Origin of the sequence: Spirosoma aerolatum (assembly GCF_002056795.1) — a bacterium.
Classification (GTDB): domain Bacteria; phylum Bacteroidota; class Bacteroidia; order Cytophagales; family Spirosomataceae; genus Spirosoma; species Spirosoma aerolatum.
In genome coordinates, this window is sequence record NZ_CP020104.1 from 3,707,771 (window position 1) to 3,728,336 (window position 20,566).

The window sequence follows — 20,566 nt, forward strand, 5'->3', positions numbered from 1 at the left end:
CTGCTCCGTTCCAAATGCTCAGTTATGCCAAACCTTACCATTCCCGATCAGCCTCATTTGGTTGAAGTTAATAAACTTTTCCAGGACTTAGCCACCGACTCCAGAAAGGGGTTGTCGGCCGAAGAAGCCCACGCCCGACTGGACGAATTTGGACCTAATGCCCTGCAGGAAGCCAAGCGGGAAAGCGCATTGACGATTCTGCTGCGCCAATTTACGGGTGTGATTGTCTACATACTGGTGGTGGCGGCTGGGATCTCCTTTTTTCTGGGCGATACCGTCGAGGGCATTGCGATACTGGCAGTACTATTGATCAATGCCGTGACGGGTTTTGTGCTGGAATGGAACGCCCGGCAGTCGATGGACGCGCTCCGAAAGCTGGATAGCACGCCAGCCCGGGTGTTGCGGGATGGGCGTGTGCGCGAAATTGCTTCCGAAGACGTAACTCTTGGCGATATATTGGTAGTTGAAGCGGGAGATTTGGTGGCTGCCGATGCGAATCTGTTTCAGGTCAATCAGTTGCAGGTCGATGAATCGGCACTGACGGGAGAGTCGCTACCCGTTGATAAACGTACAGAGCGATCGACCGAAGACGCACCATTGGGCGACCAGCTCAATCGGCTGTTCAAAGGGACAGCGGTAACGGCCGGAAATGGGCGGGCCATCGTAACAGGTATTGGCCAGCAGACTGAGTTAGGGAAAATTGCCACGATGGTCGAAGAGGCTAAACGGTCGGCCACACCGCTCGAAGAAAAGCTGGACGCACTGGCCAACGTACTGATCTGGGTGACGGTAGGGTTGGCTACGTTGTTTTTAATTGTCGGTCTGATTCGCGAAGAAGAACCCCTCCGGCTTATCGAAACGGCACTGGCTTTGGCGATTGCTGCTATTCCTGAAGGCATGTCGGTGGTAGCTACCATTGCACTGGCTTATGGTATGCTTCGACTGGCTACCAAGAAAGTCATCGTCAAACGGTTGTCGGCGGTCGAAACGCTGGGCGGGACAAACGTGATATTTACGGATAAAACCGGCACACTGACCCAGAATCGCATTGAGGTCAACACCATACAGTTGCCTGACCTGTCGGCTGAAGTACAGGGCGGAGCCCAAACGCTTCAGATTCTATCGGGCAACAACGATATTGTGGAGTCGGACGTGTTTAAGAAGCTGGTATTGGTCAGTGTGCTTTGCAACAATGCCGACTATGATATTGTGGATGGAGAAGCCAGGGAAGTGGGCGATCCGGTGGAAGTGTCCCTACTGAAATTTGCGATGGCGGCTGGCCAGAATCCTGACGAAATCAACCGGGATTATCCACGCAGGGCCGAAAAAGCGTTCAGTTCCGATACCCGCATCATGGGCACGCTACACGAGCACGAAAGCCGATTCGTGATTGCTGTGAAAGGGGCCGCTGAAGAAATTCTAAAACGCTCAATAGCCATTGACGAAAACACCCGAAAAGCGCAGTACGAGCTTTCGGAAAAGATGGCGGCAGAGGGGCTACGTACACTGGCTTTTGCCTATCGCGATACTGATAAAACGGCTGTACCCGGCGATGATTTTGCGGATGATGACCTGACGTATCTGGGGCTGATCGGCTTTCTGGACCCACCCCGAACCGAGGTGACCCCTTCGCTCGAATCGTGTCGGCGAGCGGGCATCAAGGTGATTATGGTTACCGGCGACCATCCTGCCACAGCCCTCACGATTGCCTCGAAAGTGAAATTGATCGAACCCGGCGAAGAAATCGTTCTGACCGGAAAAGATCTCAAACCAATTGACCAGCTTACGGCCGACGAAACCGAAAAACTGCTTAACTGCCGGGTGTTTGCCCGCGTTAGTCCAGCGCAGAAACTCGATATGATCGAGTTGTATCAGCAAAAGGGCCATATTGTAGGCATGACAGGCGATGGCGTGAACGATGCCCCCGCTCTCAAGAAATCTGACATTGGCATTGCGATGGGGTTGCGGGGTACACAGGTTGCCGCCGAAACCGCCGATATGGTGCTGAAAGATGATTCCTTTTCGTCAATTGTGGCCGCTATCGCACAGGGACGGGTAATTTTTGAGAATATCCGCAAATTCGTGCTGTTTCTGCTGTCGTGTAACCTGAGCGAAATATTCGTGGTTACGTTTGCCGGTTTCCTGAATGTCGGAACGCCCTTATTGCCGTTACAAATTCTGTTTATCAACATCGTAACCGACGTTTTTCCGGCGTTGGCACTGGGTGTTGGTCGCGAAAATGCCAGCCTGATGGAGCGGCCTCCCCGTGATCCGAAAACACCCATTATGGACACCCGCGACTGGCGGACTTTGGTTCTGTATGCCCTGGCAATGACGGCTGCGGTGCTCGGAACGTACGTGATCGGGACCCGGCTGTTGGGCTTGAATCCGGATGAAGGCAACAATCTGACGTTTTATGCCTTATCGTTTGCGCAACTCATGCATGTGTTCAATCTGCATTCTGAGCGGTCGTTTTTTGTCAACGAGATCACGCGAAATCGCTATATCTGGTACGCCCTGATACTTTGTCTGGCCATTCTGGCATTCACCTATTTCGTACCGGTGCTGCACGTTGTACTCAATATTCAGCCCATGACTACCACCGAATTCGGCTTGATTCTGGCGTCTGGGATTGTTCCTGTCATATTGATCCAGCTTGTGCGGCTTATTGGCAGCGCTATGAAATGAGTCAAAGCGTTTCAGTGAACCAAAGGGTTCCTGTACTTCCGACCTTCTTTCTTGACGGTTGACCAGGCCGTTTTTCGAAGTTGGCGGGCAAAATCTTTGTCGACTTCGGCAGGAGTGAAGGTCAGGCCGACGGGTGATTCACCAAACAGAAAGCCATACCAGACCAGTCCGCCGAGGTAGCAGCCAGCCGCATTGGCATGGTGCGAATCAAACGACAGCTTGCCATTGTCCCAGCTATAGCCCACATGCAATGAGTGCGTTTGGTTGGGCAGAGTGGACGGCTGGGCCAGAGAAGCATTGAACGTATTGTCGGGATGATACCCCCATTTTTTGCTGGAACTGATTTGCCAGAATGCATCACCATTTGGGATGATGGAAATACCCAGTTCGTCGGCAACGGTGTGATAGGCCGCTCTCGATTTTTCCCACATCTGCCGGGCATTTTTCGCAGAGTCACCTTTGGCAATGCGGCTAAAGTCCTTCGAATCGGATCGGTAGGCCCAGGTTTGATGAAAAACAACCGCTGCGTTGGGTTGTAGTTGTTTAACGTAGTCGTACAGCTTTCGAGCGTAGGGTTGATAGGTGGTTACATCGCCTGAGAGGATTGAAGCTTGCTGAATCGTGATTACATCCCAAGTTCCGTCCGCCAACAGCATTTTCAGCGATTTGCCGCCATACGGTTTGCCGTTCGGATCACCAGGGTCTCGCTCAGCGGCCTCCGCGTGTTCCCAATGCCGTTGCAACGGTGCTCCACCCAGTTCTGCCCGACCGATGATAAGCGTATGACCGCCTTCTTTACTTAATTCGGGCAGGTACTTCGATGCATTCTGTGAAAAACTGTTACCGATCATGAATAAGCGTAGTGGCTTTTCGCTACGGTTCCCATCCCGTGATTGTGATAAGGCCGTATTGACGCATAGAAAAAAGATAAAAACAATGAAAACGGATGTGCCGTACCGATTGAGTGAAGTCATACGTGAGGAGCCAGTAAGTGTATAGTAAACCGGTTTTATGGTTTCTCTACCCGTGTTGATGCAACAAATCAATGAACATTGTCCGAAAAACTGGAATTCCAGCACCGATTAGTGTGCTGGTTTTAGCGATCGTTCTTCCCAGTGATACAACCAACCCGACAACCGTTGAAACAATGAACTCGACCCTAAATAGACGTACATGAGCAGGAGAAGTTTGAAAAATCCACGCCGGAATGTATAGGGAATATTGGCACCGTCGACATGCAGGATAAGCAGGCCGAAAAGGATATACATGCCGAAAATCCAGAATAAAGTAGAAAGCCCTCGTGTGTCCCGAAAGAAGAGCAGGTTCAGCAATGTGATGGTGAAAAAGGCATAAACGGCATAGTTCCAGTACGTATCGTGAAAAACAACCTGCTCGTTCATACTTTGATAGATGGCCAGCAGGTTTCCAACATAGGGAGCTGGTGCGGTATGAACGCTACCCAAATGGGTGTGGGGAGGTAATGGAACGTAGCCCCGTAGAAAGCCGTAGTTCCAGAATAACACTGGAATCGAGCAGGCTAGCAGGAGGAGCGCTGCGTCACGTATCGCCAGTATTTTACGGGCAGATAATGTTTGGCTAACGATCAGTAGGGAGCCGATCGGGATAAAGAGAATCGTTTCGGTACGTGTCCAGCAGGCCAGCGCCAGGAAAAGCATACCTGCGGTAAAAGCCCCTCGCTGTTGATCATTCAGATACGTTTGTAAAAGCATAACCCCTGCCACAAAGAAAGCTGCATTGGCCCAGTCGGTCTGTACAAGAAAGGTATAGGCAAATAATTCGGGGCTACAGGCGAGCAGGGTGATGAGCAAACCCGCCAGCAAGGGATGGATCTGCGTTCGTAACTCGGCATACATAAACAGCCCAAATGAAATGACCAGTACGGTAAGCCAGATTTTTCCGAACGCATATGGGCCAACGCCATCCGCTGCCAATAGGTACAGAACTTGTTGCATCGCCGTAAACGGGGCGTAAAAAGGCTGGTTGCTGTACACCGATACCGACGGCAGGTGACTGGTAAAAACGGATGATACGAGGGTATGTTCTTTAACGGCAAACGTAGCTACCAGGTCGGGCCCCACGATGGTATCGAACGGAAGGTTGGGGTACCAGGCGCATTTCCAGGCGCTGATAAACAGGAGGTATCCCCAGAACACCAGAAACGGTAACTCGCCTAACCGAATCGTAAGCTTTGATCGGGTGAATAGGCTTCGCAGATAGGCCCCACGATGTCGTGCCTCTATGAGCAACAGACAGGCTAGTAGAACCAGCCCGATAAATACGGGGGCTCGGGCAATGGGTAGGTGGAGAAATTCCAGTACAAACGGCAAACCCGAACTGATCCCTAAACCCATAAGCATGGACAGCCCTAGTAGACTATACCCGTTGGCGACTGGGCGTAGGCGAGTTATCACTCCGAAACCAATGAGAAACTGCGCGATGAGTAAGAAAAAAATGGAAAAACTCATGGTTTAGAATGATAATATCGACGAGCCTGATCGGGCGTGTAGGCGAAGAAATGCGGATCGTATTTGCGAAACTCGCTGATAACCAGTGGCCGATTGTGAGGCTTGAAAGTCAGTAAAAAAAGTTTTTTGTCGTAGGCCCAAAAGGTGTGAGTCGCCCGCTGGAGTAACGAGTCCGGAGCGGTCATATCAATCAGGTGAACCGATTTGCCCAGGTGATAATACAGCACACTTGGATAGAGCCAGACATACCCCGTTTCTTTCCCCTGTGGCCAGGCATTACGGATTAGGTACTGCTGGGGTGGAATTAGAAAATAATCGTCTGGTCCGCAGCGCTGCTGGATCAGTAACGTAAACGTATAGGCATCGCCATACCCTTCCTGTAGCCGTGTCGAAAGACTAGTCTGACCGGCCAACCGCTGTCGTTGGTCATAAAATCGCTCCACGGTCGACGTGAGCCATTCCTGATTTTTCGGAAGCCAGAGCAGCAGGGCCAAACACAGACAGCTACCTGCCAGGTAGACAAATTGGATTTGCCAGTAATAACGACTTTTTTGACTCATTACCCGAAATACATAACTGCTTTATGAACCCGACACCAGCGCCTAGAATGCGATGGGGAACTTTGTTTGGCTAAGTTAAACGCCAAAATTGACACAGTGCCCCGAATCCTACCAAAACAATCGTTATATTTGTGTGAATATAGCGATTGATAAACAAGCCGAATGAATCAGCTACGTTTACGAAACAGCATGGGTAAGATGCTGGCTGCCGCAGTACTGGTTATTGTATGCCTCAGTAGTCAGGCTCAAACCGTTCTGACAATCTCCGGCGACGTTACGAAGCCGTTAGCCTGGCAGGCGACTGATTTACAGGCGATGTGGCATACAACCGTAACGGCTAAAGACCACGACGAAAAGGAGCATCAGTATTCGGGAGTACCTGTGTCGGAACTGCTCAGGCAGGCAGGCGTTACCTTAGGTGGGCAATTACGAGGGAAAAACCTGCGAAAATATGTGATCGTCAAAGCGGCTGATGACTATGAAGTCGTATTTGCTCTGCCCGAACTCGACCCGGAATTTGTTAGTCGGTCTATTCTATTGGTCGATCGTGTCGATGGGGAGCCCTTAAGTAAGGACGTCGGCCCCTACCGGATCGTTGTACCAGGCGAGAAAAAAATGGCCCGCTGGGTTCGGCAGGTGAAAAGGCTTGAGGTAAAGGTTGCGAACTGACTTAAATGAAAAAACTCGTATTGTTTCTTTTGCTGTGCCCACTTTTTCTTCGGGCTCAGCCACTTCGGGTAGCCGTGGCAGCTAATGCTCAGTTTGTCATGGAAGAACTGAAGACCGCTTTTCAGAAAAAAACGGGCGTTACGGTCGAAACGATTGTTAGCTCATCAGGTAAACTAACCACCCAGATTCAGCAGGGGGCGCCGTACGATGTGTTTCTATCAGCCGATATGACATATCCCCAAACGCTCCACAAAGCAGGCTTGACCACAGCGGCTCCGGTTGTGTATGCGTATGGCTCACTAGTGCTCTGGACTATGGGCGAACTACCGGTGTCCGCCAACCTGAACGTATTATCTGATCCTTCAGTGCGCCATATAGCCATCGCGAATCCGGCTACAGCGCCCTACGGCGAAGCCGCTATTGGCTTTCTGAAAGCGAAAAAACTGCTGGTTGCCGTACAGGCCAAAATCGTTTATGGGGAGAGCATTTCGCAGGTAAATCAATACATCCTGTCGGGAGCGGCTGAAGTTGGGTTTACGGCTAAATCGGTCGTGCTTGATCCAACCCTTGCCAAACGGGGCCACTGGGTCGATTTGCCACAAACGGGGTATGCGCCTATCGCTCAGGGGGTAGTGGTTCTGAAACGAACATCACAGCCAAAAGCCGCCGAGCAGTTTCTGGTATTTTTGCGTAGCCCGGATGCCCGACGTATTTTGCAGAAATTTGGTTATCAATTAAAGCCGTAACGAACAGTCTCTTTTTGATTACGGCATTTTCTTCTGTTCTCCTATGCCCATCGATTGGGAACCTATATGGCTGACGTTACGCCTTGCCAGCATCACGACCCTATTGCTGTTGCTGATTGGTGTGCCGCTGGCCAGTTGGCTGGCTTTGAGCCAGTTCCGGCTTAAGCCAGTGGTAGAATCCATCATCAGCCTACCACTGGTATTGCCACCGTCTGTCGTTGGTTTTTATTTATTGCTGGCCTTTAGCCCGACGAGTGGGTTCGGGGCCTGGTTACTGCATCACCTGAACCTACAACTTGTTTTTTCGTTCGAAGGCCTGGTCGTAGCCTCGCTGCTTTATAGTTTGCCGTTTATGGTGCACCCAATTCAGGCTGGACTCGAAAATCTGCCTGTATCCTGGCGCGAAGCGGCCTACACACTGGGTCAGTCACCGAGCCGGACGTTGTGGCGAGTGCTATTGCCTAATTGTAAACCCGCCTTACTGACAGGAATCGTTCTGACCTTTGCTCATACAATAGGGGAGTTTGGGCTTGTCCTGATGATTGGCGGCAACCTACCGGGTCAAACGCGCGTTGCGTCGATAGCCATTTATGATGAGGTCGAGTTACTGCATTTCCAAACGGCCCACGCGTATGCTGCGCTGTTGTTAGCGCTATCGTTTGCTATTTTATTACTGGTCTATTTCGTAAATAAACGGGTAACTGTATGATCGAAATCGACCTAACGATGCCGCGTTTGTTTACCGAAGGGCCTGGTGAGTTAAAAGTACGAATTGCCTTAGAATCAGGTAGTCTAACAGTGTTAACCGGGCCTTCGGGCGCTGGCAAGACTACCTTACTTCGACTGCTTGCTGGTTTGGAAATTCCTCATAACGGACGGATTGCTGTTGATGGTCGAGTTTGGCTGGATACGCAGCAACGAGTTAACCTTCCTCCACAAAAACGGTCCATTGGCTATGTGTTTCAAGACACGGCTCTTTTCCCAAACATGACCGTACAGGAAGCCATTCTGTTTGCAGCCCCGAATGGAGATCAGGACTTTGTGAATCAATTGATCGATATAACCGGGCTCCGTGCGTTTATGAATCAGAAGCCAGCTCTGTTGTCGGGCGGGCAACGGCAGCGGGTGGCACTAGCTCGTGCCCTGGTTCGGCGACCACATGTACTTTTGCTCGATGAACCCTTTGCCGCTCTCGATTCACAGTCCAGTCAGACGCTCCGGCAGGTCCTGTTAGAACTTCATAAGCTTTGGAAAACTACAACGCTACTAGTTAGTCATCATACGCAGGATACACGGGTATTGGCCAATCGACTCATTCAGATCGTACAGGGTCAGGTAGAGCGGGATGAGCAATGCCTCAATGATGAATTACCGCCTATTGTGGAACCTATAACGCACATCTTATATCAGGAGGAGCACAGGCAATGGATTATTCAGACGGCCACCTCCCAACTTCGATCAACTAATCCAGCCTGGGGGCAACGGCGGGCTGGGGATCTTATACTGGTTAATCGCTCCATCTAGATCAATACCGGCAGGAAGTCGGGAAGTCTGTTTTTAAGAATAAATTCTTGTATTAACCTTCTGATAGTTAGCGTGTTGCCGATTCTTTGGTAGTGAACTTAGCAACTTCTGAAAGCGTTTAATGTATATACCCTCAACGTATCTTCATGCCCGATTTCAAACCGTCGCTAATCTTATATACTGCCGATGCCCTTAACAGTCGGGGCGAAGCTGTGCTGGCAAAATTTCCCGAAGCTGAGGCACTGGAAGTAAAGCAGCATAATCGGTTACCTGATCTGGGCCTGAATCATTTCAAGGTTAAATCGAATGTACTGGTCTTGGGGCGGCTGAAAACCCAGGACATTAAATGGAGCGGTCGAAGTGCTGATTACATTGCCCCGAGTTTGGCAAACGGCTGTTTTGGCGGGTGTACCTACTGCTATGTAGATCGTCATAAAACGGTGAATCCGATTACGCTTTTCACCAATGTTGAGGAAAACATAGCCACGGTCAATGAGCAGATTAGTACGCTGCCCTGGCCTAAAGTGCCTAACCAGACTGATGACCAGTTTTATACCTACGATATTGGCTGTAATTCGGATATTTCGGTTGACTACGGTTTAACGGATGGCATTCGGCAGGTATTTGATTTTTATCGGACGCACCCTCGCGCCAAGGCAACGTTTGCGACGAAGTATGTGAATCGGGATATGCTAAATTTCGATCCTGAACGAAAAGTGAGGATACGGTTCAGTTTAATGCCAGCTCACGTGAGTAAACTGGTCGATGTACGTACCGATAGTATAGAGAAACGACTGGCGGCTATCAATGATTTTTATGATGCCGGTTATGAAGTACACGTCAATTTTTCGCCGGTTATCGTCTATACCGGACCCGATGGCGACCGAAAAGCCTGGCGAAACGATTACCGCGATTTATTCCGTCAGTTAGATGCTGCCCTACGGCCAGAAGTTCGCCAACAGCTTAAATGCGAGGTGATTTTTCTAACCCATAACCAGTGGCAGCATCAAGCTAATCTGGCTATCAATCCCAAAGCTGAAGAACTGCTGTGGGTGCCTGAATTACAGGAGAGTAAGGTAAGCCAGTTTGGCGGCTGGAATATTCGATACCAGCATCAGTTAAAGCGTAAAATGATCGAGATTTTTGAGCGGCTCGTTCAGGAAGAAATCCCTTGGTGCCAGATCCGGTATATATTCTGAACCGGGATTTATGTGATTTCACTGACTAACTTTGATTAGGCCTTCTTCGAAGGCTTTTAGAACAATCAAATTCGGTCAGTAAAATCACATAAATCCCGGTTCAGAATCAGTGAGCATGTTGTTTGACGTACTCGTCCATCGAAAAACGTCCGGAGCCCAGAACCGTAAATGTCAGTAAAAGGCCCAATACCATAAGCGATAACCACAGCTCCGAATTCAGGGGCGAAAATCCCTGACGGATGTTTACGAAGAAAACGGCCGCAACTAGAATGGGCAGTTGAAGGATGCACATCAGACGGGTTAAACACCCCAGCATAATCAGGAATCCCCCCATCAGATGCGCAAAGGCAACATAATGAACGGCCATAACCGGAAAAAGCCCAAAATGAACTCCTCCGACCAATTGGTTCAGATACGCAGTGTCACTAATGAAACTGATTCCCTTCAGAATCAGGATAATGCCCAGCATAATCCGTAGGGCGTCGGTCCAGGCGGGGTGATGCGTGTCGCCCCAGTGTTCGATGCGCGTTAGTAGGTTCATATCTGTAAGCGGTTAGTGAATCTCAATCGAATCTACAGATAGAATACCGTTAAAGCAAGTTGATTGACAGTCTATTAATTATATTTTTTGGCGGTTTAATCTAATTTTACTTTGTGGCTGGAAGTAGATCGTTCGTCATGAATAAATCTTAACGTATTTCTTCAAAGGGGCCGATTTGTACTGGTGTGAGGTGGGGCATCTCATTAGGTTCGAACAGACGCGAGCGAATCATGAACCGGACACCCAGTGGAATTTCCAATGAAAAACTGGCGCCACGGCCAGGTGTCACATCGATGGTCAGGTGGGTATGCTGCCAGTATTCGAACTGATCCTGCGACATCCAGAAGTCACACTCATGAATCTGACCTAGCCAAACGTCCGACGAACCGATAATAAAATCACCAACCGGGTAGCACATGGGCGAGGAACCATCACAACAGCCACCGCTCTGGTGAAACATAAGTGGGCCGTGTTGGGCTCTTAACTTGTCTATAACTTGGGCCGCAGCCGCTGTACAGTCTATACGATTCATGAGGTTGCGCTAAGATTTGCAACAAATTTTGCCGGTATCTTACAAAAATGCCAGTAGTATTCTCTTAAATACATGCATAATCCTATCAATACGAAAAACAGGTAGATATGGACCGTCAACTTGATTGATAAATCAAGACGTATCAATGTGTTTTAAGTAAAACATAATCTGCTATAACTATCACAAAAACCAGTGTTCTATTGTACCTTTGGGGAGTTATGGCAAAACAATCGGCTTCAAAATCTACGTTTACAACGGCTACACTAGAGTTCATGCGTGAACTCGTTCAAAACAACAATCGGGACTGGTTTCAGGCAAACCGTAGCCGCTATGATGCGGCTAAAGCAGAGCTGGTGGGCGTTACCGAGCGGGTTCTGGCAGAGCTGAGTCCATTTGAACCACTGGCTAATACGTCGGCCAAAGATTGTATATTTCGAATCAACCGCGACATCCGCTTTTCAAAGGACAAAGCTCCCTACAAATCGAATCTGGCGTTTGCCATTGGGCCTGGTGGACGACATTCGGGCCGTATCGATTATTATGTGCATATCCAGCCTGATAACCAGTCGTTTCTAGGGGCGGGCATGTGGCAGCCAACCCCGGCCAATCTGGCTAAATTTCGGCAGGAAGTTGATTATAATGCCCAGGAACTAAAAGACATCATCGAAGCCGATGAATTCAAAGCCTACTTTCCCGAAGCGCACGGCGAAACGCTAAAAGTAATGCCGAAAGGCTACCCGGCCGATCACCCCGAAATCGATCTATTGCGCCGAAAAGAGTTGTTCTTTATGCATCGCTATACCGATAAAGAAGTGCTGAAACCGAATTTCGTCGATGAAATTGTAAAGGGATGCCGCATCATCAAACCCTACTGCGATCTGCTGAATTATCTGTTCTACGACGAGAAAGAAGAGTCAATTACGTTATAAGCCGTTTCAGGGTTTCAGGAAAATACCGTTTTTGGGGTAACTGGTAACGTTTTCGGCATAGTACGTACAGTTTTTCCCACAGGATTCCAGCCAGCCCACGGAACTGGAACCATTCTGGCATTTTGTGAACTAGCGGGGTTGCTGGCGGTCGTAGAAGCGATAGACCTTACAGCCATCAACATTAAAAAGCAATTCAACTTTACTGTTTGGATTACTTCGCTGTAGATGCATCTGGGCGGGAGCCAGGCAGGAAAAGAAGTTTGAGCTGATCTGACAACAGCAAATCAGCGAAAGCTTAGCGGTTTAGTTTTCGCATGAATCTAAACGCGGCCGATGAATAGTCAACGAAATATTGATTAAGTGTTTATAAAAAAGGCTCACCACTAAACTGGCGAGCCTTTTTTAATTTGTATAGGTTCTACTTTACTCAACAGCAATGAGTGATACTGCTTTCGCTTCGAGTTGAGTGTCACCCATGAGGTATAGGTCGGCATACCGAGCCGCTTCGCGGCCTTCAGAAATAGCCCAAACCACCAAAGATTGACCACGGCGCATATCACCAGCCGCAAATACTTTAGGGTTTGTCGTTGTCTGGTAATTCTGCGCTTTTACGTTGCCACGCTCATCGTATTCAAGGCCGAGATCGTCCAGTAAACCATTGTGCTGTGGGTGCAGGAAGCCAGCCGCCAACAACGCCAGTTCGCAGGGAATGTCGCGCTCTGAACCCGGCAGTTCCACCATTTGCATCCGACCATTTTCATTTTTCCAGGTCAGGTCGACAATACGCAGTGCTTTCAGGTTTCCGTTCTCGTCACCGATAAATTCTTTGGTATTGATTGACCAATGCCGGTCGCAGCCTTCCTCATGTGAGGTACTGGTCCGCAGCATCATTGGCCAGTTTGGCCAGGGCGTGCTTTCGGCCCGCTCTTTCGGAGGCATCGGCATCAGCTCAATTTGCGTAACGCTTTTGGCGCCGTGACGGTTTGAGGTACCGACACAGTCGGAACCTGTATCGCCACCGCCAATAACCACTACATTTTTATCAGCGGCAAAGAGGTCACCATTACCATATTTTACACCACGGTGGTCCACTTCGACCGGGCGGCCAGCAACCCGTTTGTTTTGCTGGCTCAGGAATTCCATCGCCGGGTAAATACCTTTCAGATCACGTCCTTTGATCGGGAGGTCACGCGGAACGGTTGAGCCACCGGTGAGCATGATCAGGTCAAAGTCGTTCAGAAGGTCTTTGGCTTTCAGGTCAACGCCTACATCAACACTGGTTTTGAAGGTAACTCCTTCGGCTTCCATAACCGCCAACCGACGGTCGATGGTCCATTTTTCGAGTTTGAAATCCGGGATGCCGTATCGTAACAGCCCGCCAATCTGATCAGCGCGTTCAAAAACAGTTACTGTATGACCCGCTTTATTCAACTGAGCGGCAGCTGCCAAACCGGCAGGACCAGAGCCAACAACGGCAACCCGTTTGCCCGTCCGTTCTTTGGGTACTTTGGGAGTGATGTACCCACGCTCAAAAGCAACTTCGGCTATCGACTTTTCAATGAACTCGATAGCAACGGGCGGTTTGTTAATGCCTAATACACAAGACGCTTCGCATGGAGCAGGGCAGATACGGCCTGTAAACTCCGGGAAATTGTTGGTTGAGCTTAAAATTTCGTAGGCGTAGGCCCAGTTCTGCTCGTAAACTGCGTCGTTGAATTCGGGAATGATGTTACCCAGCGGACAGCCGCTATGGCAAAAGGGCGTGCCACAATCCATACAGCGAGCGGCCTGCCGCTGCGAATCCTGTTCGGAATGAGGAACTTCAATTTCCTTGTAATCGTGAATGCGATCCTGTGCAGCGCGCTTTTTGGGTAATTCACGCGCAAACTCTAAAAATCCGGTAGGTTTTCCCATTTTACTTCGTTCTTATCCCTGCGTCACATCGACGGTAATATCCTGATAAACAACATTTTTGTCGCGGATTTGGTCGGCCAGCGAGATGCCACGTCCAGCCAGCGCCTGACGGAAATCGCCGGGCATCACCTTCACAAATTGACCAATCAGGTTGTCCCAATCCTGAATCAGGTTCAGGGCTACATTACTGGTCGTGTACTGGAAGTGTTTGTCGACGTATTCCCGAACGATGCCCAGATCTTCTTCGGTCAGGCTTTCCAGGTTTACCATCTCACCGTTTACTTTCGAGGCAAACGTGCCGTCCTGATCCCAGACATACGCCACGCCACCCGACATACCCGCAGCAAAGTTGCGTCCTGTTTTGCCTAGAATGATGGCCAGACCACCCGTCATGTATTCCAGACCATGGTCGCCAACGCCTTCGACCACAACTTTGGCCCCTGAGTTACGCACGCAGAAGCGTTCGCCCGCCATACCCCGGATGAAGGCTTCGCCAGACGTAGCGCCGTAGAACGAAACGTTACCGACAATGCTGTTTTCTTCCGGTTTAAACTGAGCCGTTCGGTCAGGATATACAATCAGTTGAGCGCCACAAAGACCCTTGCCAAAATAGTCGTTGGCATCACCTTCGAGTTCGAGTTTAATACCGCTTGTGCTGAAGGCACCAAAGCTCTGACCTGCCGTACCGCGAAGTTTGATATGAATCGTACTTTCGGGAAGACCGGGGCCACCATATACTTTCGAAATTTCGTTCGACAACATCGTACCAATGCTTCGGTCGATGTTTTGTACCGTAAATTCTCCATACACCGATTCTGCCGATGTCAACGCTGGTTGAGCCAGCTTTATCAATTTCCGGTCGAGTACTTCGTCCAGATGGTGATTTTGCTCTTCCTGCTTATACTGAGCGACTTCAAGTGTCGTTGGTTCTTTGTACAGCAGCGCATCCAAGTTGATTTTTTTGTACTTCCAGTGCGCCATATTGTCACGAAGTTCCAGCATCTGCGCCTGACCAACCATTTCATTGACCGTACGGAATCCCAGCTCTGCCATGATTTCGCGCAGTTCCATTGCCAGGAATGTGAACATATTCACGACATGTTCGGGCTTCCCGGTAAACAGCGCCCGAAGTTCTTTATTCTGCGTAGCAACGCCGACCGGACAGGTGTTGAGGTGGCATTTCCGCATCATTATACAACCCGTAGCGACCAGAGCAGCCGTGGCTACACCAAATTCTTCAGCACCGAGCAGAGCTGCTACGGCCAAGTCACGACCCGTACGAATCTGCCCATCGGTCTGTACAGTTACGCGCCCACGCAGTTTGTTTTTCACCAATGTCTGATGCGCTTCGGCCAGACCCAATTCCCAGGGTAGACCCGCATGGCGAATTGATGAAAGGGGAGAGGCACCCGTGCCCCCATCATGGCCCGAAATCAGGATATGGTCGGCATGGGCTTTGGCAACGCCAGCAGCAATGGTGCCTACACCCGCTTCGGATACCAGTTTGACGCTGATACGGGCGGCCTGGTTGGCGTTTTTAAGATCTGAGATGAGCTGGGCTAAGTCCTCAATCGAATAAATATCATGGTGAGGGGGGGGCGAAATCAGCCCAACGCCAGGCGTTGAGTGGCGGGTCCGGCCAATCCAGTCATCGACTTTAAAGCCGGGTAACTGACCCCCTTCACCCGGTTTGGCACCCTGCGCCATTTTAATCTGTAACTCCTGCGCATTGGTCAGGTAATAGCTGGTTACCCCAAATCGTCCTGAAGCAACCTGCTTGATGGCCGAGTTCATACTATCGCCATTTTCGAGCGGCTTGTAGCGGAGCTCGTCTTCACCACCTTCACCAGAGTTGCTTTTACCGCCAATGCGGTTCATGGCAATGGCCAGGGTTGTGTGCGCTTCCCACGAAATCGACCCGAACGACATGGCGCCCGTAGCGAACCGTTTGAAAATACTTTCGATGGGTTCAACCTCGTCCAGTGGAACAGGGGTGCCTTTCTTGAACTTCAGCAAACCGCGAATGGTGATCGCTTTCTGGGTTTGATCGTCGATGAGCTTCGAGTATTTCTTGAAGATCGAGTAATCATTCTTGCGGGTTGCCTGTTGCAGCAGGTGAATCGTATCGGGGTTGAATATGTGCTTTTCGCCCCGTTGCTTCCACTGATAAATACCACCTACTTCCAGACGAGGGGTTACCATTGGGGTCGATGGGAACGCAACGGAGTGGCGCACCTGAATCTCACGAGCGATTTCCTCAAGGCCCATCCCGCCAATCCGCGATACAGTTCCGGTGAAGTAACGACTTACGACATCCTGATTCAGCCCCAGACATTCGAAGATCATAGCGCCCTGGTACGATTGCAGGGTCGAAATGCCCATCTTCGAGAAGATTTTCAGGAGTTCGCCATTGACCGCCTTCACGTAGTTTTTGTACAACTTGTCGAGGTCGTAATCCACACCCAGCAGTCCTTTTTCTTTCATGCTGGCAATGGTTTCGAAAGCCATGTAGGGGTTTACGCCCGAGGCTCCGTACCCAATGAGGGTAGCAATGTGGTGCGTTTCCCAAACATCGCCTGCTTCAACTACAATACCAACTTTACCTCGAAGTCCCTGACGAATCAGGTGGTGGTGGATCGCCGAAGTCGCTAAGAGAGACGGGATCGGGGCGTGATTGGAGTCGATAGCCCGATCCGAAAGAACCAGAATCGAATACCCATCCTGAATGGCATCTTCAGCATACCGGCAGATACGCTCCAGTGCCCGTTCGAGGGATTTACCCAGGCCGTCGACCGTAAACAGGCAGTTGATGGTTTTCGCCTGAAACTTCGGTTGGTCGATAAACCGAAGTTTATCAAACTCTTTGGTGGTCAGAACCGGCTGTTCCAGTTCAACCTGATGGCAGTGTTCGGGTGACTCACTCAGAAGGTTATACGTTGCGCCGACAAAGGAGATAAGCGACATAATCGCCCGTTCCCGGATTGAGTCAATGGGCGGGTTGGTCACTTGCGCGAACAACTGCTTAAAGTAATGACTCATGTGCTGGCTCTGCTCCGAAAGAACAGCCAGCGGCACATCAACACCCATCGATCCCAAGGCTTCTTTGCCCGTTTCGACCATGGGTGCCAGAATCATCCGCAGATCTTCGGACGTAAAACCGAACGCCTGCTGCATCCGAAGCAGTTTGGCCGGGTCATACGGATTGTACGACCGGATCGGTGCTTCGAGATCCTGAATTTTAATCTTATTATCAGCCAGCCATTGCTGATACGGCTGTCGGGAGCAGATGTCGGCTTTGATTTCTTCGTCGGATACAATCCGGCCCTGTTCCATGTCGACCAGGAACATTTTACCAGGCTGCAAACGACCTTTGGATACAACGGTAGCCGGGTCGATGTCGAGTACGCCCACTTCCGACGCCATAATGACGACATCTTCATTGGTCACCCAGAAGCGCGAAGGGCGGAGACCATTCCGGTCGAGGGTAGCCCCAACGATGCGCCCATCTGTAAACGAAATTGACGCTGGACCATCCCAGGGCTCGATCAGAGCAGCATGGAACTCGTAGAACGCCTTCCGAACGGGGTCCATGTGTTCGTTGCCATCCCAGGCTTCGGGAACAAGCATCATCATCACATGAGGGAGCGAACGGCCGCTCATCACCAGCAGTTCAATGGCATTGTCAAGATTGGCCGAGTCCGACTGTTTAGGATCGCAGATGGGCAGTAGCATGTCCATCTCTTCCTTCGTAAACTTGGACGATTCGAGCAAGCCTTCGGCTGCTTTCATCCAGTTGACGTTGCCTTTAACCGTATTGATTTCTCCGTTGTGCGCAATATAGCGGAACGGCTGGGCCAGTTTCCAGGAAGGGAATGTGTTGGTCGAGAAACGGGAGTGAACAACACCGATAGCCGATACGACCTCCTCGTTCTGTAAATCCGGGAAGTAAGGTTCAAGTTGCAGCGTGGTTAGCTGACCTTTATACGTAATAGTCCGACAGGAAAGTGACGAAAAATAGAAATGGTCGACACCCGCAATGGTTTCATTAATGATCCGGGTACTATAATTCCGCAGAATATACAGTTTACGCTCGAAATCATCAGCGTTGGTTATATCGGAAGGGCGTTTGATAAACACCTGTTCCATTTGGGGTTCGGCCGAGCGTGATCCATTGCCTAAATCACTGTTGTTGACCGGTACGACCCGATAGCAGAGAAGCTCCAGGCCGAGTCGTTTCATTTTCCGATTCAGGATCGCACGACATTCTTCGCGAAGCCACACGTCTTTCGGGAAATACACCATACCTACACCATATTCTAGAGCAGGTGGAAGATGTACACCCAGTTTGCGGGCTTCATCGACGAAAAATTCATGCGGAATCTGGATCAGCAATCCAGCTCCATCTCCTGAATTGGGCTCAGAACCTACTGCGCCCCGGTGTTCCATGCGCCGAAGCATCTGGAGAGCATCCGAAACAATCTGGTGTGATTTGCGGCCTTTAATATGGGCCACAAAGCCGATACCGCAGTTGTCGTGTTCAAACTCGGGGCGGTACAGTCCCGCCAGTTGGTCAACCTGATCAGACATGGTCGTAACAGCGTTGGATATGCCTTTTTTTGAAATACTGATTAACAGAATCGCAAAAAATAAGGCCGTTTATTAAGAAAATCTAAATTAACAGGATGCCCGGCCTGTGAATTAATCAAGGAGAAGGCAATCGAATTGAAGGGCGTTTGTGACAAAGTCACGCAATATACTACTAAAAAAATTTGGCAAAAACAGCTTTTGTCGGAATTTAATAGTAAATGGGCTGAATTGTGAATTTGATTATAAATCTTCTTGAAAAGTGAATATGTTCTGTTTGCAAATGAACGCTCAGTAACCTGTTAAATCGATTGCTGACACCATTTACATACAACTTCACTGTGGTTTCGTACTAAAATTATTGAAAACAGATCATCGACTAAGCGTAGGGTTTGGCGCTATCCCAGTTACCTGACAAGGCGAGCTGATCGGTAACGCCAGTAAAGTGTTAACATGAAAAAAGCCGCTTACTTGAGCGGCTTTTGGTGTTTTTGTGATTCGGCTGGGATTCGAACCCAGGACCCATACATTAAAAGTGTATTGCTCTACCAGCTGAGCTACCGAATCGATTCCCGTTGAAGAAACAGGGGTGTCGTCGTTTGGGATTGCAAAAGTATGACTTTGTTTTTCTAAACGCAAGCGAAACGTTAAAAAAAAGTTAATCGCTGTGTTAACTGCACCGCTTCAACGGCTTCCCGGACGTCGTGGACGCGCAGAATGGATGCGCCTTTGAGCAGGGCTGCCGTATGTAGTACCGTTGTGCCATTCAAGGATTTATCCGGGCTGATATTCAGTGTTTTCCAGATCGTTGTTTTACGAGAAAGCCCCACCAGAATAGGCTCGTCGAATAGGCTGAAAGCATCCAGTTGATTGAGTAGCTCAAAATTTTGTGCTGGTGTCTTGGCAAACCCGAATCCTGGGTCCAGAAGAACATCTTTTTGGCCTAGTGCTTTTAATTCAGCTAGCCGAATGGTCAGTTCATCAATAACCTCTGTTGTAACATGCTTATAGGTAGCCAGCGACTGCATGGTTTGGGGAGTACCGCGAATGTGCATTAGTATATAAGGTATCGACTGCGAACGACTCAATTCGGCGGCCGTGCTGAACATGTCGGGGTCGAGGCTGCCACCAGATACATCATTAATGAGCGATGCACCGGCTTCCACCGCTTGCCGGGCTACCGACGCCCGAAAGGTATCGATAGAAATGAGGGCATCAGGAAATTTAGCCAGGATTGCTTCGATAATGGGTATAACGCGGTCAGCCTCTTCGGTAGGGCTAACCACGGCAGCGCCTGGACGGGTAGAATACCCGCCTACATCCAGAAAGGTGGCCCCATCGTCGAGCATCTGCTGAGCGAGCTCAATAGCTTTGGCGGAAGGATTATTATCGGTTGTAAGGCGACTGCCCGAGAAAAAAGAATCAGGAGTGGCATTGAGTATTCCCATTACGGTGGGTTGGGTCAAATCGACCAGTTGGCCCCGGCAGTTCAGTGTTTTTTTCGTAACTTTCGGCATGAAAATGTCATTCCTTGTCATTGATAGTTATTCTTTGTTATTGACTGTCAATCTCGTTTGTACGACAAAGGGCCAGTAATGACAGCGAATGACTATTACTACTTATGTCCACTACGGAAATCGAATATCGGCAGGTTATTCAACGCTGCCAAGACCTATTCCTGAAAAAAAATAAAGACTATGGAACTGCCTGGCGAATCTTGCGGCTTTCCAGTATTACCGATCAGATTTATATTAAGGCTCAACGAATTCGCACCTTACAGGAAACCGGTGTGAGTCGTGTGGGTGAGGGTATAGAGCCCGAATTCATCGGTATCATCAATTACTGCGTTATGGCCCTGATTCAGTTGAAGTTAGCTGGTGATAAGCGTACAGATATACCTGCTGATGAACTTGAAATGCTTTACACCGAACAGATTGGCCGGGTTATTGATCTGCTTTTTGCCAAAAATCATGATTACGGCGAAGCCTGGCGCGACATGCGCGTGAGTTCCATGACCGATATTATCCTGATGAAATTGCTCCGAACCAAGCAAATCGAGGATAATCAGGGTAACACGATCGTTTCTGAAGGTGTTGAAGCCAATTATATGGATATGATCAACTACGCCGTTTTTTGTCTGATTAAACTAAGTAATCCGGGTGGAAACCCATAGTAAAACGAATAGCGGGTTTCC

17 protein-coding genes and 1 tRNA gene are annotated in these 20,566 nt (G+C 49.6%); 8 read left to right on the forward strand and 10 right to left on the reverse strand.

The features are described from left to right. The first annotated feature begins 24 nt into the window (after positions 1-24). Positions 25-2,688, forward strand: a complete 2,664-nt coding sequence (locus B5M13_RS14905; protein WP_080056432.1) for a cation-translocating P-type ATPase — start codon at positions 25-27, stop codon at positions 2,686-2,688. An 11-nt stretch (positions 2,689-2,699) separates the two neighbouring features. Here the strand turns inward: B5M13_RS14905 and B5M13_RS14910 are convergent, their stop codons facing one another. From B5M13_RS14910 to B5M13_RS14920, 3 genes are all read right to left on the reverse strand, one after another. Next, positions 2,700-3,662 carry a DUF4886 domain-containing protein gene (locus B5M13_RS14910; protein WP_080056433.1) on the reverse strand — a complete coding sequence of 321 codons (963 nt, stop codon included), beginning with the start codon at positions 3,660-3,662 and terminating at the stop codon, positions 2,700-2,702. A gap of 108 nt (positions 3,663-3,770) precedes the next feature. Beyond that, positions 3,771-5,174, reverse strand: coding sequence for a hypothetical protein (locus B5M13_RS14915; RefSeq protein ID WP_080056434.1), 1,404 nt, complete (start codon positions 5,172-5,174; stop codon positions 3,771-3,773). Then, positions 5,171-5,734 (reverse strand): hypothetical protein, encoded by a 564-nt coding sequence (locus B5M13_RS14920; RefSeq protein WP_080056435.1) that lies wholly within the window; start codon positions 5,732-5,734, stop codon positions 5,171-5,173. Before B5M13_RS14920 ends, B5M13_RS14915 begins: the two co-directional genes overlap by 4 nt. 162 nt (positions 5,735-5,896) lie before the next feature. Between B5M13_RS14920 and B5M13_RS14925 the strand changes: the two genes are divergently transcribed. From B5M13_RS14925 to B5M13_RS14945, 5 genes are all read left to right on the forward strand, one after another. Continuing rightward, positions 5,897-6,403 carry a molybdopterin-dependent oxidoreductase gene (locus tag B5M13_RS14925; RefSeq protein WP_080056436.1) on the forward strand — a complete coding sequence of 169 codons (507 nt, stop codon included), beginning with the start codon at positions 5,897-5,899 and terminating at the stop codon, positions 6,401-6,403. Between the two features lie 5 nt (positions 6,404-6,408). After that, the gene (gene modA / locus B5M13_RS14930; RefSeq protein ID WP_080056437.1) at positions 6,409-7,149 is read left to right on the forward strand and encodes a molybdate ABC transporter substrate-binding protein; all 741 of its coding nucleotides are present in this window, start codon (positions 6,409-6,411) and stop codon (positions 7,147-7,149) included. A gap of 43 nt (positions 7,150-7,192) precedes the next feature. Then, positions 7,193-7,858: a molybdate ABC transporter permease subunit gene (gene modB / locus B5M13_RS14935; RefSeq protein ID WP_080056438.1), complete on the forward strand. Its 666-nt coding sequence runs from the start codon at positions 7,193-7,195 to the stop codon at positions 7,856-7,858. Next, positions 7,855-8,673 (forward strand): ATP-binding cassette domain-containing protein, encoded by an 819-nt coding sequence (locus B5M13_RS14940; protein ID WP_080056439.1) that lies wholly within the window; start codon positions 7,855-7,857, stop codon positions 8,671-8,673. Before modB ends, B5M13_RS14940 begins: the two co-directional genes overlap by 4 nt. Before the next feature lie 146 nt (positions 8,674-8,819). Beyond that, positions 8,820-9,872: a spore photoproduct lyase family protein gene (locus tag B5M13_RS14945; protein ID WP_080056440.1), complete on the forward strand. Its 1,053-nt coding sequence runs from the start codon at positions 8,820-8,822 to the stop codon at positions 9,870-9,872. Between the two features lie 106 nt (positions 9,873-9,978). Here B5M13_RS14945 and B5M13_RS14950 read toward each other — a convergent pair whose 3' ends face one another. Both B5M13_RS14950 and B5M13_RS14955 read right to left on the reverse strand, forming a co-directional pair. Continuing rightward, the gene (locus B5M13_RS14950; RefSeq protein ID WP_080056441.1) at positions 9,979-10,413 is read right to left on the reverse strand and encodes a DoxX family protein; all 435 of its coding nucleotides are present in this window, start codon (positions 10,411-10,413) and stop codon (positions 9,979-9,981) included. Positions 10,414-10,561: 148 nt separating this feature from the next. Next, a complete protein-coding gene (locus B5M13_RS14955) occupies positions 10,562-10,945 on the reverse strand; it encodes a DUF779 domain-containing protein (protein ID WP_080056442.1) in 384 nt (127 codons plus the stop codon). 218 nt (positions 10,946-11,163) lie between these two features. Here B5M13_RS14955 and B5M13_RS14960 point away from each other — a divergent pair, with 218 nt between their 5' ends. After that, entirely contained in the window at positions 11,164-11,874 is a 711-nt protein-coding gene (locus B5M13_RS14960) for a DUF2461 domain-containing protein (protein WP_080056443.1), read from the forward strand. Positions 11,875-12,003: 129 nt separating this feature from the next. On the opposite strand, the gene B5M13_RS34645 is transcribed toward B5M13_RS14960, so the two are convergent. The 5 genes from B5M13_RS34645 to folP form a co-directional block, all read right to left on the reverse strand. Further along, a complete protein-coding gene (locus tag B5M13_RS34645; RefSeq protein WP_155297253.1) occupies positions 12,004-12,105 on the reverse strand; it encodes a DUF4884 domain-containing protein in 102 nt (33 codons plus the stop codon). A 192-nt stretch (positions 12,106-12,297) separates the two neighbouring features. After that, positions 12,298-13,788: a glutamate synthase subunit beta gene (locus B5M13_RS14965; protein WP_080056444.1), complete on the reverse strand. Its 1,491-nt coding sequence runs from the start codon at positions 13,786-13,788 to the stop codon at positions 12,298-12,300. Between the two features lie 12 nt (positions 13,789-13,800). Next, entirely contained in the window at positions 13,801-18,375 is a 4,575-nt protein-coding gene (gene gltB, locus B5M13_RS14970; RefSeq protein ID WP_080056445.1) for a glutamate synthase large subunit, read from the reverse strand. A gap of 491 nt (positions 18,376-18,866) precedes the next feature. Next, a tRNA-Lys gene (locus B5M13_RS14975) sits at positions 18,867-18,939 on the reverse strand. Positions 18,940-19,019: 80 nt separating this feature from the next. Then, positions 19,020-19,889 (reverse strand): dihydropteroate synthase, encoded by an 870-nt coding sequence (gene folP, locus B5M13_RS14980; protein ID WP_080056446.1) that lies wholly within the window; start codon positions 19,887-19,889, stop codon positions 19,020-19,022. A gap of 104 nt (positions 19,890-19,993) precedes the next feature. Here folP and B5M13_RS14985 point away from each other — a divergent pair, with 104 nt between their 5' ends. After that, positions 19,994-20,545 carry a DUF1599 domain-containing protein gene (locus tag B5M13_RS14985; RefSeq protein ID WP_080056447.1) on the forward strand — a complete coding sequence of 184 codons (552 nt, stop codon included), beginning with the start codon at positions 19,994-19,996 and terminating at the stop codon, positions 20,543-20,545. Positions 20,546-20,566: the final 21 nt, after the last annotated feature.

What these genes read in the sequence shown, in the direction of transcription:
- B5M13_RS14905 (WP_080056432.1), top strand. Translation starts at nt 25, where the DNA reads ATGCCAAACCTTACCATTCCCGATCAGCCTCATTTGGTTGAAGTTAAT.
- B5M13_RS14910 (WP_080056433.1), bottom strand. Translation starts at nt 3,662, where the DNA reads ATGACTTCACTCAATCGGTACGGCACATCCGTTTTCATTGTTTTTATC.
- B5M13_RS14915 (WP_080056434.1), bottom strand. Translation starts at nt 5,174, where the DNA reads ATGAGTTTTTCCATTTTTTTCTTACTCATCGCGCAGTTTCTCATTGGT.
- B5M13_RS14920 (WP_080056435.1), bottom strand. Translation starts at nt 5,734, where the DNA reads ATGAGTCAAAAAAGTCGTTATTACTGGCAAATCCAATTTGTCTACCTG.
- B5M13_RS14925 (WP_080056436.1), top strand. Translation starts at nt 5,897, where the DNA reads ATGAATCAGCTACGTTTACGAAACAGCATGGGTAAGATGCTGGCTGCC.
- modA (WP_080056437.1), top strand. Translation starts at nt 6,409, where the DNA reads ATGAAAAAACTCGTATTGTTTCTTTTGCTGTGCCCACTTTTTCTTCGG.
- modB (WP_080056438.1), top strand. Translation starts at nt 7,193, where the DNA reads ATGCCCATCGATTGGGAACCTATATGGCTGACGTTACGCCTTGCCAGC.
- B5M13_RS14940 (WP_080056439.1), top strand. Translation starts at nt 7,855, where the DNA reads ATGATCGAAATCGACCTAACGATGCCGCGTTTGTTTACCGAAGGGCCT.
- B5M13_RS14945 (WP_080056440.1), top strand. Translation starts at nt 8,820, where the DNA reads ATGCCCGATTTCAAACCGTCGCTAATCTTATATACTGCCGATGCCCTT.
- B5M13_RS14950 (WP_080056441.1), bottom strand. Translation starts at nt 10,413, where the DNA reads ATGAACCTACTAACGCGCATCGAACACTGGGGCGACACGCATCACCCC.
- B5M13_RS14955 (WP_080056442.1), bottom strand. Translation starts at nt 10,945, where the DNA reads ATGAATCGTATAGACTGTACAGCGGCTGCGGCCCAAGTTATAGACAAG.
- B5M13_RS14960 (WP_080056443.1), top strand. Translation starts at nt 11,164, where the DNA reads ATGGCAAAACAATCGGCTTCAAAATCTACGTTTACAACGGCTACACTA.
- B5M13_RS34645 (WP_155297253.1), bottom strand. Translation starts at nt 12,105, where the DNA reads ATGCATCTACAGCGAAGTAATCCAAACAGTAAAGTTGAATTGCTTTTT.
- B5M13_RS14965 (WP_080056444.1), bottom strand. Translation starts at nt 13,788, where the DNA reads ATGGGAAAACCTACCGGATTTTTAGAGTTTGCGCGTGAATTACCCAAA.
- gltB (WP_080056445.1), bottom strand. Translation starts at nt 18,375, where the DNA reads ATGTCTGATCAGGTTGACCAACTGGCGGGACTGTACCGCCCCGAGTTT.
- folP (WP_080056446.1), bottom strand. Translation starts at nt 19,889, where the DNA reads ATGCCGAAAGTTACGAAAAAAACACTGAACTGCCGGGGCCAACTGGTC.
- B5M13_RS14985 (WP_080056447.1), top strand. Translation starts at nt 19,994, where the DNA reads ATGTCCACTACGGAAATCGAATATCGGCAGGTTATTCAACGCTGCCAA.